Genomic DNA, 16,099 nt, shown 5'->3' with positions numbered 1-16,099 from the left:
TAACACACTAAATTTTTATAATAGCAAAACAATACTTGAATCGTGTATGATTTATTATATTAAGGTACTTAGTGTGTTAGAGTTTTACCTATTTACAACTCTATCCCATTTGATTCAACCATTTTTTTATACCAATAATAGCTATCTTTAAGGGTTCTTTTACCGGAGCCTTTCCCATAATTATCAAGGTCAACATAGATAAATCCATATCTTTTGCTCATTTCTGATGAAGAACAACTGATTATGTCAATGGGCCCCCATGGATAATAACCGATTACGTCTACACCATCTAGAACAGCTTCTTTTATCTGTTTAATATGGGCTTTTAAGTAGTCGATACGATAATCATCATGAATACTGCCATTTTCTTCTACCTTATCAAAGGCACCTATGCCATTTTCGGCAATGATAATAGGTAATTGGTATCGATCCCAATACATATTAAGCTTTGTTCTAAGGCCAATAGGATCAATTCCCCAACCCCAATCACTTGATTTTATGTAGGGGTTATCGTATGTTGTTTTCTTCTTCTTCGCACTTTCTGCATCACAAATCCTTGTGTAGTAATAAGAAACTGCCATAAAATCAGCTGTATTTTTTAGAACTTCCTCATCCTGTTCACCAAATTCGATATGAATGTTGTGATCGTCAAAAAATCGAAAAGCATATCCTGGATATTTACCGCGAAGCAACACATCGCCATATAAAAATTCCATTTGATTTCTCTTATAATTTGCAAGTACATCTTCTGGTTTACATGTTGCAGGATAACTGATATCATCACAAAACATCATGCCAATATGGACATCTTTATCAACTTCTCTTGCATATTGGGTAGCCTTTGCACATGCAACCATTTCATTATGGACACCTTGGTATTTTGCTTCTAGTAAATTATCTACTTTGTCTTCAGCAATCCCTAAATGGTTAAAAGATTCATGTATAATTAAATTAATTTGATTGACTATAATCCAATATCTTACTTTCCCTTTATATCGATTAAAAAGTACTTGACAATACCTCACAAAAAAATCAATGACCTCTCTAGAATACCAGCCGCTGTATTTCAAGGTTAAATTCAACGGCATTTCATAATGAGAAATTGTAATTAAAGGTTCCATTCCATTTGCAATAATCTCATTAATTAATTCATCATAGAATTTTAGTCCTTCTTCATTAGGTTCTGCTTCATCACCACTGGGAAAAATTCTTGCCCAATTAATAGATGTTCTAAAAGTATTGATACCAAGTCCTTTTAATAATTTTAAATCCTCCTTAAAGGTATGATAAAAATCAATTCCCCATCTCTTAGGATAAATACCCTCTAAGTCTTTCATTGCTTCATTAATATCTTTTGTCGTTAGTTCTTCATTGTATCTCTTATTAAGTGGAATATCAGCTTGAAAGCGATTAATATCAGCTACGCACCAACCTTTTCCTCCTTCCTTCCATGCTCCTTCGCATTGATTGGCAGCTACTGCTCCCCCCCATAAGAAATCTTTTGGGAAACCTTTTATTATATTCATACTCATGAATTCTACTCTCCTTTTTCAAGTTTTAAAACTCTCTTCTCAAATGATTCGAATAATTTATATAACTGCTTTGCTAAAATAAGCTCACTATTAATTGTCATAAGTGTATCTTGTGCATGAGCGAAAAGAAGTGAATACCCCACTTCTTCTCCTCTTGCCTCACCTTGAATGATTTCTGTTTGAATTTCATGTGCTGCAGTTATTTTTTCCTGGGCTTGTTTCAATTTATCCTTTACTTCTTCATATTGATTTTCAGAAATAGCATTTAATGCTTGTGTTATATTCAAACGTGCATCCCCTGCATGAATAATGATACTCATGGCTGCACTAACTAATTTTTCATGTTCCATTATGCAATCTCCTTTTTGTTGGTTAAAGTTTCTTTTTCAATTTGCTGTTTTTCATATGCCTTAAAGAATGGGTACCAGATTGCTGTAGACGTTGCAATGACCATAGCTAATAAAATAAATCCTGTAATACTCTTCGTTGTAATCCATGTTGAAATTGGGAATGGTACATACCATAAATCAAATAGCATCGTAGGAATAGGAGCAATAGTAATTACTTTTGTAAATACATATATAATAATTGGAAGAATAATACCTTGTAGCCACATTGGTAACATCATAATTGGATTCCATGCAATAGCCCCAAAAACTACTGGTTCATTAATATTGAATATACCCGGAAGTAAACAAGCTTTTCCTAACGCATTTATTGATTTAGCTTTTGAGAACATCATCATAATAACTAATGGAAGTGTAGCACCTATACCACCAATCCATAAATATGCAGAATACATGGTTTCAGATGTAACAAGATTTAGACTTGATGCTGACGTATTCCCTGCTGCAGCTAATGCAATGTTAGTCGTAATAGCTGCTAATAATATAGGTTTCATAACTGGAGCTAATACCCAAGTGGATATACCCATTGAATATAAGAAACAAGCAAGGAACATAAATAAGACAAATCCATAAGGTGTTTGCATCAATCCTGCAAGTGGTGTAAAAATAGATTGAATCATGCTATAGATATCAAGATTCATAATTAATACTGTAATCCAACCTATAACTATAACAATTCCAATTGGAAGCATAGAGTCAAACCATGATCTTACAAAATCAGGAATTACAGAATCTTCTTTGAAGAAAGAAAATTTTCCAAACATACCCATAATGACACCAGTAAAAATACCACAGACAATAGCGATAAACATACCGCCCGCACCTAATGCATCATGTCCAAATCCAGGAGCTCCATCAAGAACGACTTGTGGTGTAATAACAATTAGATATAAAACCAAACTGGTCATACCTGCAATCAAACGTTGTTTTCTAAGACGTTTCTTTTCCATTAAGTTAAAGGGAATTAAAAATGCGACAAATAGAGAGATTTTACCCATAGTCCAACCAAATGGCGTCCAGAATGAAGGTAGTGATGGAAAATAATTATTCAGAATGGCTAAAAGACAGAATAGGGAACCTAGTAAAATAAATGGTAGAGTTTGCATTATGGAATCTTTTAGAGTTAATACCCATACATTATTATTAATTTTGTTCATTTTTGGTGCAAAACTCGTTTCTAACCAGTTAATTAATGCCTTCATCTTTTCATATCCCCCTTCTTATTGAAATAATGATAAAATATGATCCAGTGCTTGTTCACCATTCAAAGTTGCATAATATTCGGGTTTCATTAACCCAACTTTTACGTCCCTGTCCCCAACAATTTCATCAACTTCATCCATCAAATATGCTAAGTGAGGGCCTACCATCAAACAATCAATTTCGTAAATATAATTCTCAATCTCAGCCTCACTTCTCGCATTCACTTTAATTTCCAATCCTCTTTTTGATGCTGCTTTTCTGATGTTAGCTGCCATAAAACCACTTGAAGCACCTGAACCACATACTAATAAAACATTATGCTTTTTCATATCCGTTCTCCTTTTCGTCTTATATTTGATAAGTTGATTATAAATAAATAATCATTGATGAACAAATAATCTTTTTCACTCCTATGGTGAAAGTTTTTACCCTTATTCTCTGAAGGCTCCAACTTACCTTAGCTGCTCCTGAACAAACATTATTTAAACACAAAAAAACAGGCTAGTGTATATCTGCTATAGCCATTTTGTATCCCTATTTTCTTTTTGATAATTCAGCTTGTTCATATTCTTTCACTTCTTTTATCCAGCTTTCACCTACTGGAACCACATTTTTCTCACAGTAATAGTTCCATATATCTCCCATTGGATAAGTCTTTATTTCTTCCATTAAAGCTAATCTTTCAGTAAAGTTTCCTTCATCTTGATATTTCTTTAATAATTCATGAGGTGTAAGCATTGCTAATAATAAAGCTTTTATCATATTTCTTGTACCTATAGTCCATGCTGCAATTCTATTAATACTTGCATCAAAGAAATCAAGACCTATCATTACTCTATCTAAAGCATCATTTCTTACTATTTCCTTTGCGATTTCTTTAAGTTCATCATCTAGAATTATTACATGGTCACTGTCCCATCTAACTGGTCTACTTACATGAAGTGCTATTTTTTCATTAAATAAAAGCATAGCTGATAATTTATCTGAAACTACCTCTGTTGGGTGATAATGTCCTGTATCCAATAAAGACATTATTTTATTTCTACATGCAAAGTTTAGATAAAACTCACTTGAGCCTACTGTATAAGACTCTGCACCTATTCCAAACACCTTAGATTCAACGCAGTCTAAATTGTATTTTTTATCTACATCTATTGCATAAATTTGCTCTAAAGAATCCTTAAGTCTTGCTCTTGGTCCTAATCTATCACTTGGAATATCTTTATATCCATCTGGAATCCAAAGATTAGTTAAGCAGGTTTGTTTAAGTTCTTTTCCAAAATATTCTCCTATTTTTCTTGAAGCTATTGAATGTCTTATCCAGAAATCTCTTATTTCTTTATCAGGATGTGATAAAGTTAATCCATCAGAAGCCTTTGGATGTGAGAATATTGTTGGATTAAAATCTAAACCTAAATCTTTTTCTTTAGCCCATTTTACCCAATTCTCAAAATATTCCGGCTTAATTTCATCTCTCTCTACAAATATACCATTAGTTTCTGCATATATTGCATGTAAATTAACCTTATGCTTTCCTGGAATCAATGATAAGGCTTTATCTAAATCAGCTCTTAATTCCTCAGCGTTTCTAGCTTTTCCTGGGTAATTCCCTGTAGCTGCTATTCCACCAGAAAGCTCACTTTGTGAAACCTCAAAACCAGTTACATCATCCCCTTGCCAACAATGAATAGAAATCTTAACCTTCTCAAGATCTTCTAATACTTTGTCAACATTAATACCAAACTTCTCGTAATCCTTTTTTGCCTCTAAATATCTTTCTTTTATATTCATGATATCCTCCTTATAATTTTTTTGGTAAGTATTTTTTTATTTCAAATGACTTGAATATAAGTTCTCTTGCTTCTCCAAGATCAATAACCTTATTAAAACTTAATAATTGAGCTACAATATTTCCTATGGCTGTTGCTTCTACTGGTCCTGCCAAAACTTCTTTATTATTTCTATCCGCTATTAGTTGATTAAGTAATTCATTTTGACATCCACCACCAAAAACATTTATCCTCTTATATTGCTTTTCAAATATCTCTTCAAGTTCTTTTATAGCTTTTCCATAACTGATACCTAAACTGTTAAATACACAATAAGCTACTTCACCAGGAGTTTTAGGTACTTCTTGATTGGTTTCCTTACAGTAAGCTTGTATCTCTATAATCATATCTTCAGTATTTAAGAATCTATCGTGATTTACATCTATAATTGATTTAAACTCATCAGTTTCCTTAGCTTTTATTACTAGCTCTGGGAAGGAATACTCATCTTTGTACATCCTCTTAACCTCTTGAATAATCCAAAGGCCCATAATATTTTTTAAAAATCTAAAGCGATAATCAATTCCACCTTCATTTGTAAAATTGTAATTCATTGACTGTGGAACACAGATCGGGAATCTGTTTTCCACCCCCATTAGAGACCAAGTTCCGGAACTTAAATAAACACTATCTTCATCATTACATACTGAAGATATAAAAGCAGAACCTGTATCATGTGTTGCAGGTAAAATTACCTCCATGTCAAATCCAAATTCTTCTATTAACTCACTTCTCAAACTTCGAAGATTAGTTTTAGGAAGTTTTATTTTTTGGAATATCTCTTTATTTATTCCTAAAGAATCTAGTATATTTTCATCCCATATTCTATCACAGGAATTCACCAACTGAGTGGAAGTGGCGTTTGTATACTCATTAACTTTCTTTCCTGTTAATAGAAAGTTGAAATAATCAGGTACCATTAAAAATGTTTTAGCCTTTTTAAGATACTCAGGATTTTTCTTCTTAATTGCCATAAGCTGATATATTGTATTAAACCTCTGAAACTGAATTCCTGTATATCTATATAACATATCTTTAGGAATTATTTGAAAAACTTCCTCCATCATTCCTTCTGTTCTGTCATCTCTATAAGCTGCTGTATTACCTAAAATCTCTTCATTTTCATCCAATAACACAAAATCCACTGCCCAAGTATCTATTCCTATACTCCTAGGAATTTTTCCTATTTCTTTGCATTTCTTTATTCCATTTTTTATTTCCAAGAATAGTTTTTTTAAATCCCAGCAATATTCATCATTAACCTTTTTTATCCCATTGCTAAATCTATAGACTTCTTCTAATTTAAGTTGTTCATCTTCTATGAATCCTAGTATATGTCTTCCACTAGAAGCTCCAATATCAATGGCTAAATGGTATTCCATAAAATATCCCCCTTATCTAGTAATCATTTTCACCAACTTGATTATATTATTTATACGAATTATATTTAATAACTCCATTTGTCTATTTTATTATCCTTATTTGCACCAACAAAAGAACCATTAGCAATTTCTAATGATCCTCTAATTTTTTTCTCTATATTCTTTAGGTGTAACCCCATACTTGGATTTAAATATCTTATAAAAATAAGTAGGATTTTCGTATCCAATTAAGTCAATAATCTTAACTATAGGATATTCCGTAACCTTTAATAATTCTACAGCTTTACTAAGTTTTTTCTCTTGTAACAATTCCTTAAAAGTCTTCTTAGTGTGCTTTTTTATTAATTTACTCAACTTATAATGTGGTTGTTTAAGTTCTTTAGATATTTCAAATAGATTTCCTTTTTGATAAAACTCATTTATATATTTTAAACATTGAATTATCAACATCTTCTCATAATTATCCACAGAATAAGTCTCTACATCCTGTGAATTCTTTACAAGTTCTACTATTAACAGCCCTACTAAAAGTTTAATTGTCGCTTTGCTCATGACAGATGAAGTATAAAGTTCAGTTATTATTCGTTCTACGAGACTTTGAATTTTCTTATTATGTGAAACTTTAAAATATAAATATTCTCCCTCTTTATAATTAGTATATAAGGTTGTTATTAAGAAGCTGCTGATTATATTATCATTTTCTAAAAATCCTAATATATAATCAAAAAACTCCGGCTTTATTATGAAGTTTATTATTATGCATTCTTCCTTAGCAGCTTCTATTTCATGGGTAATATATTGATTTAAAAAAACCAATTCTCCTTTTTGAAGAGTTATGTCTTTTCCATCAATTATCTCTGTTAAGCTCCCTTGATAAACATAGTTAATTTCAATATAGTTATGCTTATGCTTTGGAAAATGGATAAACCTTGTATGCTTTCTTATATCTATAAGTTCATCTTTTCCTAATAGTTTATTACTGTCTATTATAAATTGCCCATTATCCGTATATAAGCTTTTATTAACTTCATACTCTCCATTTATAATTCTCTGCTCCTCATCTGTTAAAGCGATTAATTTATCATGAATATCCTTATTCATAAAGCTTCTCCTAACTACACTTATTTTTACTTATATTACTGCCTTAATACTCATATAATTCACATCCAGTCCTAAAGTTTTGATCCCCAAACATTACAGAAAGGATCAACAGGATTTATTCCTTTAAATTCTGACTTTCCCGTAATCTTTTCAACTACTGCTTTAACTACGTATTCATTAGAGGAGTATGCATTAATATAGGTTTTTACCATAGGTACATCTAATAAGTGGTATGGATTAGCTACAGATATAAAAATTGTGGGTAGTTCCTTAACAAACCATGGGGCGTTAGCTGCCATAGGCTGTGTCCAGTTAATTCTTACTGTTGTTTGATTACTTGCTGTCTCTATATTGGCAATATAGAGCGCTAAATCGTATTTCTCCTTTAAACTGCTAACACTACCTTCAAATAATTCTCCAAAATCTAGATTTTCATTATCAAAAAGATAAATTTCAAAACCTTGTTTTTCTAAAGCTAATTTGATAGAGTCAGTTACGGCTGACCCTTCTTTAAAACCACCTTCACTATCACCTAATACATAAAGCCTTATCTTTTTATATTTTTCCGGAGTAATAGGAAGCAGATTTTGCGTATCCTTAACTAAAGTTACAGATTTATCAGCACATTCTTTTGCCCATTTTTCATGTTCTTCGCATTTTAATACAGACAGTGCATCTTTATTTGGAACTAGAGTCCCACTCTCCTTTTGTCTGTGCAATCCTAAGGATGCTTTTAAAGCAAGTATCCTTGTTACAGCTTCATTTAATCTATCCATTGTGAGAATTCCTTTTTCTATACCTTTTAGCATGTATCCAAAATCTTCATCTATATTTTTATTAAATAGAAACATATCACAGCCTGATGCAATAGCTTTAGGGACTGCAATTTCTCTTCTTTCAGTAGTAGTAAATCCAAGCATAGGTGTTGCATCTGTAATGATTAGTCCATTAAAACTTAGTTTATCTCTAAGTAAATTATTAAGCAATTCTGGAGCTAATGTAGCAGGCATTATATCCTCATCTTTCATATTTGGAACAAAACTTTTAGAGTATTCAGGTAGAGCAATATGTCCTACCATTACAGTTTGTGCTCCGCTATCTATCATTCCCTTATATATTTTCCCAAAGGTTGCATCCCATTCATCAACTGATAAGAAGTTAATTGAAGTTAAAAGATGTTGATCTCTTTCATCTACTCCATCACCTGGAAAGTGTTTAATTGCTGCAGCAAGTCCGTTTGCACTTATTCCTTCCATATACTTTCTAGCCATTCTAAGCACTCTTTCTGAGTTTGCTCCATAAGTTCTAACATTTGTTATTGGATTTCTAAAGTTCATGTCAATATCAACGATAGGAGCAAAAGCCCAGTTACAGCCTACTACTCTTCCTTCTCTTCCTGAAACTATACCAAGTTTATATGCCATATTTTCATCATCTGTAGCTGCAATCTGCATTTGTTTGCCGTAATAAGTTCCATCCGTCGCTATACCATTCCCACCTGCTTCTAGATTAGCCGAAATTAACAGAGGTATTTTGGAATTATCTTGAAGAACTCTATGAATTTCTTGAATTTTTTCTCCTTTATCTGGCCTATACATTATACCACCAGGCTTTACCTTGTTTAAAAAAGTTTTTAACTGCTCCTTGTCATCCATTACTCCTACTGTGCAAAATAATTGTCCAACCTTCTCTTTTAAATCCATAGAATCAAGAGTTTCTTCAACCCACTCAATATCCTGCTCCTGTAAATAAAATGGTTTGTTCTTCAAATTTATCAACTTGAATCCTCCTTTCAAATTATAAAATTTATGATATGATGCTCCTTTTAATGGAAATTTCACTTTATATTTCACTAATTCTTTACAACTAAAATCATTATTATTATATCTAAATATAAGCAATTTCTGGTTCGTAATAAAACTCAAAGGAACCGCTATTTAATTCTACATACACATGTTCATTTTTTTGCCTTGAAATAAGGAGAGTATCGTTTAGGGACTTACCATTTACCTTAACATTTTCTAATTTTGCATCAGGTAATATTAAGGTCGCAGAAGCGTTAAATGGTATTATAAATTTAAAATTTAATTTTCCTTCTGCAGTTATTTCCCATTGACTTTCACACAATCCAACTGCTGAGTTATAACTTGCTTTTACATATTTTAGGCGGTAGTCTGGCTTTGGCAATAATTTTATATGTCTAAAACCAGGGTTATCTTCTACTGGGTTTATTCCAGCCATATACCTATACATCCATTCTACTATAGACCCATACGTATAGTGATTTAATGAATTCATGTCCGTACCACTTATTTTCCCATCTGGGAGTACAGAATTCCAGCGCTCCCAAATGGTTGTCGCACCCATTGTAACTGCATAAAGCCAACTTGGGTAATCCTTATTTAACAGTAAAGTATAGGCTAAATCATTACACCCGTTTTCCGATAATGTCTTACAAATATATGGTGTACCAACAAAGCCTGTCTTTAGATGATTGTTATCTTTTTTAAATCTCTCACGTAAATCATTTATAGTTCTTTCTCTTTTACCTTCAGGCACGAGATCCATAAATAACGAAATTATTAAGGCTGTCTGTGTATTGATTGTGATACGTCCATTTTTACTAAAATACTCGTCTCTAATTGCTTCTCTTACCTCGTTTGATAACTTTTCATATTCTTTTCCTATGTCTGTTTTTCCTAATACCTTTGCAGTTTTTGCAACTATATTAGAAGAATAATAATAATACGCTGAGGATATAAATGTTATATCTGTTCTACCGGTTGGAAAACTTGGATCTTCTCCATCCAAGGCAAGCCAGTCTCCAAAATGGAAACCTTTAGTCCAAAGTCTTTTGGAACCTGAAGCATTATCTTCTCTCCAGATATAGTCTACCCAAGCTTTCATACTATCAAATTGCTGTTCTAATATGCTCTTATCACCATACTGAACATATACATTCCATGGTATTATAGTTGCAGCATCTCCCCAGACACTAGAACCACCGCCCTTTAGATTTGCTGCTGGCACAACCATTGGTATCATTCCATTTCTATCTTCTTGTTCGCTACCAAGATCATATCCATACTTTGTAAAGAATGCAAAGGTATCCATATTAAAACATGCTGTTCCTGAAAATACTTGTGCGTCTCCTGTCCATCCCATACGTTCATCACGCTGAGGACAGTCTGTTGGAATATCCAAAAAGTTTCCTTTTTGTCCCCATAAAGCATTTAAAAATAACCTATTAACTAAAGGATTGCTAGTTTCTATGTGTCCAGTAAGTTCCATGTCCGAGTACAATACGCAGCCTGTGAAATCATCTGCATTTACTTCCCCATACCAACCATTTATCTTTACATATCTAAATCCATAGAACGTAAAATGAGGTCTAGCTACAGCCTCCCCCCCATCAGATATATATTTAAATTCTGCCTTTGCAGTTCTTAGATTTTCTCTATAAAAATTGCCTTCTTGAAGAAGCTCACCATATTGTAATAGTATTTCTCTGCCTTTTGGTGCATTGGTTCTGAATTCTATCCACCCAACCATATTTTGACCCATATCAAGGACAGTTTCTCCTGATGGTGTTTTTATTACTTCTAATGGCTTTAATGTCTCTTTTATTTTTACCGGAAGGCTCAGCCTAGCTTTCAATCTGTCATGTCCTAGATCTATCTCTTCAACATCATAAGTAGTATCATCCTCAAAACCAGCATCATAAACTTCTCCATCGTAAATATTGCTGTATAAGACCTTCCCTTTTCTTGCCTTCCAAGTTTCATCCGATCTTATTATCTCTGTTGTTCCATCGTTAAAAGTAATAACTACTTCACATAATAAGGCAAATTTATCTCCATATATGTTTTCTTCACTATCGAAACCAAAGCGCCCCTTATATAATCCATTTCCTAGTGCAACATCAATACTGTTTTCGCCTTCAGCTAATGTATCTGTAATATCATAAGTTTGATATTGAAGCCATTTATTATATGCATTAAAGTTTGGTGTGAGATATTCATCCCCACACTTTTTTCCATTAATATTCATTTCATATAAGCCTAGACCACATACATAGGCCCGGGCAGAATTTATATATCTTTTGGATTTTTGGATATTAAACTTTTTGCTTAATACAGAATGTCTTTTGTTATCTAATGTTGGTGTTATCCATTTTGCATTCCAAGATTCATCAAGCTTAGCTGTTTCAAACCAAGCTGCTTCACTGATTGCAGTTTCTCCATTATCTGCCCATACTGTTACTCTATAATAATAGCGAGTACGCGGCTCTAAAGTTATAAATAGCTCAAATCCCAAGCTATCTATTTGTTCGCTTTTTCCGCTATCGAAAACAATATTGCAAAACTCCTTGTCATAGGCTACCTCTATTCTAGCAGCTACTTGTAAATTTGCTTTAGTATCACAGGCAACAAAAGATATGGTTGGTTTATCTAGACTGAAGCCTAGTGGATTTTTTATATGATTTATTTTCAAATTTATTATCTTCATATTTTTTCTCCTCTTGAATCATGCTAATTATAATTCTTATCCAATGTAATTTGAATTTTAAAACATCTATCTGATTAATTACTCTAAACTGGAATTTCAATCTAAGATTATATAATAGCATGTACATTTTAACAAATGTTCATTTATTAAATAAGGCTGGAGTTATTGACCCTCCAACCTTAACATACTATTATTTATTTTCCATTAGCTCTATAGCGGCTGATAATACTTTATCTCCGTTCATCATTCCATAATCCAATGAATTTATTACATCTATTGGCACACCTTTAGGTTCGCACAAAGCTTTTAATGATGGAAATTTGAATTTTACTTGCGGTCCGAGCAATACTACATCTATTCCTTCATCAAGTACTTTTGCAAGGCTTGATTCTGGGTATGCATTAATTTCTACACCCAGCTCTCTTTTTTCAGCTGCCTTTATCATTTTCTTTACCATCATGCTAGTTGACATTCCGCTTGCACAAAACAATCCAATCTTAATCATTGCTTTTCTCTCCTTTATTTTTAACTAAAGTGTTTACAACCTTTCTCAATTCTATTATTTGCTCTATAAGGTTCTTTTCACTTATAGCTGTCATTAGATGATCTTGGGCATGTATAAAAAGAACTGATATTTCTATCTTCTGCCCTGAAGCCTCTTTATGCAACATTTCTGTTTGAGCATTGTGCGCTAGATTTAGTGCTTCATTTGCTTTTTTCATTAACCTATCTGCTTCCTCATACTTTGTCTCGTTTGCTTTTGCTAATGCTTCATATGCGTACGATTTAGTTTCTCCTGCATTTACTATAATATTAATAATACTTATTTCCAGTTCATTCACTGCTAATCCCACTTTCTTTTCAATTTTATATGAAACTACTATCTATTTTTAAACAATATAACTAATATAACGTTGCATTTATTTTTCTTGTTCTTCCTTCAATGCTTGCTTATCTGCCATCTTAAAGAATGGGAAATATAATAATACTGAGGCAAAAATTGCACAAATTACGCCTACAGCTGCTAAAAATCCTGCTGTAATGACTGCTGTAACAGCCGGTGGTGTTGTCCAAGGTAATAGAATTAGTGGGTTAAAAGAATTATACGCTCCTATCTTAACAAAAACCAATCCAACTAAGCCAGTTACTATTGAAGACAAGGCCATAGGAACAAAGAAAAACGGATTAAAAATCATAGGTGTTCCGAAAATTAATGGTTCATTAATATTAAAAATATTTGGCACAAGTGATATCCTACCTAATACTTTATAACGCTCCGATTTTGAAAATATAGCCATGTTAATTGCTAATCCTAGAGTATTACCATTACCACCAACCCCAACATAAGTAAAAAACAATACCATGAAAGCTGTATAAGGTAATGGATCCCCTTGTTGAAATGCTGCAACATTAGCTGCTATAGCACCCATGGCTACTGGCATATATACACCTTGCAATGAAGCTGGATGAATACCACACCACCATAATATATTTGCAATTGTAAAAAAGATTAACAGTGCAATAGTTGATGAACCTAAATGCATAACAGGTTTTCCCACAACCGTATTTATAAATTCAAATATTGTGTTAAATGATGTATAAGCAAATCCAATACGTACAAATAACACTACTACAAAAATAATCATAGCGATAAAAACAGGTCCTAAAGATTTTGATACCATTTCCGGTACACTATCTGGCAACTTAATGACTAGGCCTTTTTTATCCAAGAATGAATATAATGCTCCAACTAAAACAGCTGTAAGCATTGCTACAAAAATACCACTACTCCCTAAGTAAGTTTTTTCCAATGCAGCTATTAAATTTCCATCAGCGCCGTTAATTTGTTGAGGCATAACAATAATAAATGATGCCAATGATAATACTCCTGCTATCAATTCATCTGACTCTTTAAGTTTTGCATAATTATATGCAATTGTAAAAGCAAAAAATAATGCCAGCATATCAGTTGTAGCTCCAACAACTGCATTTAAATGCGTATCTAATCCGATCGCTGCAAGCCAATTGGTCCACGCCTTAACTGGAAAGTTGGCAACTATAGCAATTAAAAATGTTCCTAATGTAAGTGGCAAAGATGCCATAACCCCTCTTGTAATTGCACTTAAAACAATGTTATTCCCAAACTTATTCATGGCTGGTGTTATTTTTTCTTGTAAAAAATCATTAAATTTAGCCATACTCTCTCTCCTTTTATAATATTTTTAGGCATTTGATAAATACCTCAACCCCTTATTTTTAAGGGTTTTATTCTTTTATTTTTATAAATTTTCTCTCCGCTTGTGATAAAATATACACTAATTCTATATCACGAACGGAGGAAAATTTATGACAACTAAATTTCAACAACTTTCCTTAAGCAATATTTTTACAGAGTGTCAGGATTCTTTTATCAATCACTCTTCTTCATTTTTTTTGCAAGAACACTTTAATATTTCTGAGTTTCATACCAGCTGAATTTAATACTGCTTTATGTAAAAATCAAGGCTGGAATCGTACTATCCTTTGACTGGTTCTCTTTATAAGATTCGCACAATTATTGAACGCTCCATTAATCACTTCAAGACAAACATGTGTATCCCTTCATTTGCTTTTATTCCAGATTAGAACCATTATCCTTTATTATATTTTGATAACAATAATAACTATCCTTCTTTATTCGTTTTAAATCTTTTATGTTAAATTCATCCCTATCAACATAAACAAACCCATATCTCTTATTCATTCCATTGCTAGAACTTAAAATATCAATAAATGACCAATAACTATAAGCAATAACTACTACTCCATCTTCTATTGCTTTCTTAATACTTAACAGGTGATGTTTCAAAAAATCAATACGATATTCATCATGAATCTTATTATCTTTTGTTAAGCTATCTGCTGCTCCAAGACCATTTTCAGTAACTATAATTGGAAGATGGTAGCGTTCATAAACTTTTCTTAAAGCTAATCGGAAGCCTTTTGGATCAATAGGCCAGCCCCATTTTGTATATGTTAGATTAGGATTTTTTACTATTTTAACCCTTCCTCCTAATCCCATAGTTGTAGGTTCAATTTGATCTTTCTTTTCCTCTTTTACTCTAAATTTATTATACTCTATTGTTGCCGTTTGATACCAATTGACGCCAATAAAGTCTGGTTTAGCATTTCTTAAAGTTTCATAATCTGATTCTTCAATTTGAATAGAAATTTCTTGTTCCTTCATATATGCTTTATAATAATCTGGATAGTCTCCATAATAATAAACGTCCATGGTAGCAAATGACCATATATCTTCCAGTTCCTTTGCTGCAAATACATCTTCTGGCTTTGACGTTGCCGGATAGGTAGTTAAGTAAGAGACCGCTGTTCCAATCTTAACATCTGGAAGAATCTTATGACATAGTTTTATAGCCCTTGCATTAGCTAGATAAAGATGATGATTCATTTGATGTCTAATTGCTTCCCAGCTGCAGCCCTCTTTTTCCTTGAAGCCTACTAATGATTTAGACTCTGCTATTACCCTTTGTTCATTTACTGTTATCCAATATTTGACCCTGTCACCATATCTTTTAAAGCAATAATGAACGTATCTCTCATAATCATCAATACATTTCCTTGATGCCCATCCGTTATAAACCTCAACTAAATTCTGAGGAATGTCAAAATGATATAGTGTTACAATTGGTTCAATGTTATATTTTACAAGAAGATCAATTACTTTATCATAAAAAGCTACACCAAGTTCATTTGCATTTGAGTCATTACCATTAGGAAAGATTCTAGCCCATGAAATAGAAAAACGAAAACTATTCAAGCCAAGTTCCTTCATAAGCCTTATATCTTCTTCATACTTATGGTAAAAATCCACTGCAATTTTTGTGTCTGCTTGAATATCTGATTTTAAAAAAGAATGTAAATCTGCACTTGTAAGTCCTTTCCCATCTTCATTGTAAGCTCCTTCTGCTTGAAAAGCAGATGCTCCCGCTCCCCATAAAAAGTTTTTAGGAAAGCTTGTTGTATTCATTTTATCCATAATTCCTCCTGCGATAATATCTTTATTTTTTACTACTAAAATAGTTCTTTTATTTTTTCTAAAACTTACTTTTATTATAGTAGTATTAAATACATTATTC

The 16,099-nt window shown here is 32.4% G+C and carries 13 protein-coding genes; all 13 read right to left on the bottom strand.

The window, feature by feature from the left end; all coding sequences use genetic code 11:
• Window positions 1–92: 92 nt before the first annotated feature.
• Complete coding sequence (locus AACQ14_RS06710) at window positions 93–1,532, bottom strand: glycoside hydrolase family 1 protein (RefSeq protein WP_339362804.1); 1,440 nt, start codon at window positions 1,530–1,532, stop codon at window positions 93–95.
• Between the two features lie 5 nt (window positions 1,533–1,537).
• Window positions 1,538–1,882: a PTS lactose/cellobiose transporter subunit IIA gene (locus tag AACQ14_RS06705; RefSeq protein WP_339362803.1), complete on the bottom strand. Its 345-nt coding sequence runs from the start codon at window positions 1,880–1,882 to the stop codon at window positions 1,538–1,540.
• Window positions 1,882–3,141, bottom strand: coding sequence for a PTS sugar transporter subunit IIC (locus tag AACQ14_RS06700; RefSeq protein WP_339362802.1), 1,260 nt, complete (start codon window positions 3,139–3,141; stop codon window positions 1,882–1,884). The genes AACQ14_RS06705 and AACQ14_RS06700 overlap by 1 nt, the downstream gene beginning before the upstream one ends.
• Window positions 3,142–3,159: 18 nt before the next feature.
• The gene (locus AACQ14_RS06695) at window positions 3,160–3,471 is read right to left on the bottom strand and encodes a PTS sugar transporter subunit IIB (protein ID WP_339362801.1); all 312 of its coding nucleotides are present in this window, start codon (window positions 3,469–3,471) and stop codon (window positions 3,160–3,162) included.
• A 205-nt stretch (window positions 3,472–3,676) separates the two neighbouring features.
• On the bottom strand, window positions 3,677–4,933 hold the full coding sequence (gene rhaA / locus AACQ14_RS06690; RefSeq protein WP_339362800.1) for an L-rhamnose isomerase: 1,257 nt from the start codon (window positions 4,931–4,933) through the stop codon (window positions 3,677–3,679).
• A 10-nt stretch (window positions 4,934–4,943) separates the two neighbouring features.
• Window positions 4,944–6,353, bottom strand: a complete 1,410-nt coding sequence (gene rhaB, locus AACQ14_RS06685; RefSeq protein WP_339362799.1) for a rhamnulokinase — start codon at window positions 6,351–6,353, stop codon at window positions 4,944–4,946.
• A 141-nt stretch (window positions 6,354–6,494) separates the two neighbouring features.
• Entirely contained in the window at window positions 6,495–7,454 is a 960-nt protein-coding gene (locus AACQ14_RS06680; protein ID WP_339362798.1) for an AraC family transcriptional regulator, read from the bottom strand.
• A gap of 71 nt (window positions 7,455–7,525) precedes the next feature.
• Window positions 7,526–9,232: a glycoside hydrolase family 3 protein gene (locus tag AACQ14_RS06675; RefSeq protein ID WP_339362797.1), complete on the bottom strand. Its 1,707-nt coding sequence runs from the start codon at window positions 9,230–9,232 to the stop codon at window positions 7,526–7,528.
• Window positions 9,233–9,341: 109 nt separating this feature from the next.
• Window positions 9,342–11,963: an alpha-L-rhamnosidase gene (locus AACQ14_RS06670; RefSeq protein WP_339362796.1), complete on the bottom strand. Its 2,622-nt coding sequence runs from the start codon at window positions 11,961–11,963 to the stop codon at window positions 9,342–9,344.
• 190 nt (window positions 11,964–12,153) lie between these two features.
• Window positions 12,154–12,468: a PTS sugar transporter subunit IIB gene (locus AACQ14_RS06665; RefSeq protein WP_339362795.1), complete on the bottom strand. Its 315-nt coding sequence runs from the start codon at window positions 12,466–12,468 to the stop codon at window positions 12,154–12,156.
• Entirely contained in the window at window positions 12,461–12,817 is a 357-nt protein-coding gene (locus AACQ14_RS06660) for a PTS lactose/cellobiose transporter subunit IIA (protein ID WP_339362794.1), read from the bottom strand. Before AACQ14_RS06660 ends, AACQ14_RS06665 begins: the two co-directional genes overlap by 8 nt.
• 66 nt (window positions 12,818–12,883) lie before the next feature.
• Window positions 12,884–14,161, bottom strand: coding sequence for a PTS sugar transporter subunit IIC (locus tag AACQ14_RS06655; RefSeq protein WP_339362793.1), 1,278 nt, complete (start codon window positions 14,159–14,161; stop codon window positions 12,884–12,886).
• Window positions 14,162–14,574: 413 nt separating this feature from the next.
• A complete protein-coding gene (locus AACQ14_RS06650) occupies window positions 14,575–15,999 on the bottom strand; it encodes a glycoside hydrolase family 1 protein (RefSeq protein ID WP_339362792.1) in 1,425 nt (474 codons plus the stop codon).
• Between the last annotated feature and the right edge of the window lie 100 nt (window positions 16,000–16,099).

This window comes from Vallitalea maricola, from assembly GCF_036985595.1.
Classification (GTDB): Bacteria; Bacillota; Clostridia; order Lachnospirales; family Vallitaleaceae; genus Vallitalea; species Vallitalea maricola.
Note: the sequence above shows the minus strand (reverse complement) of the source record. Positions and strands in the feature narration are given on the sequence as shown.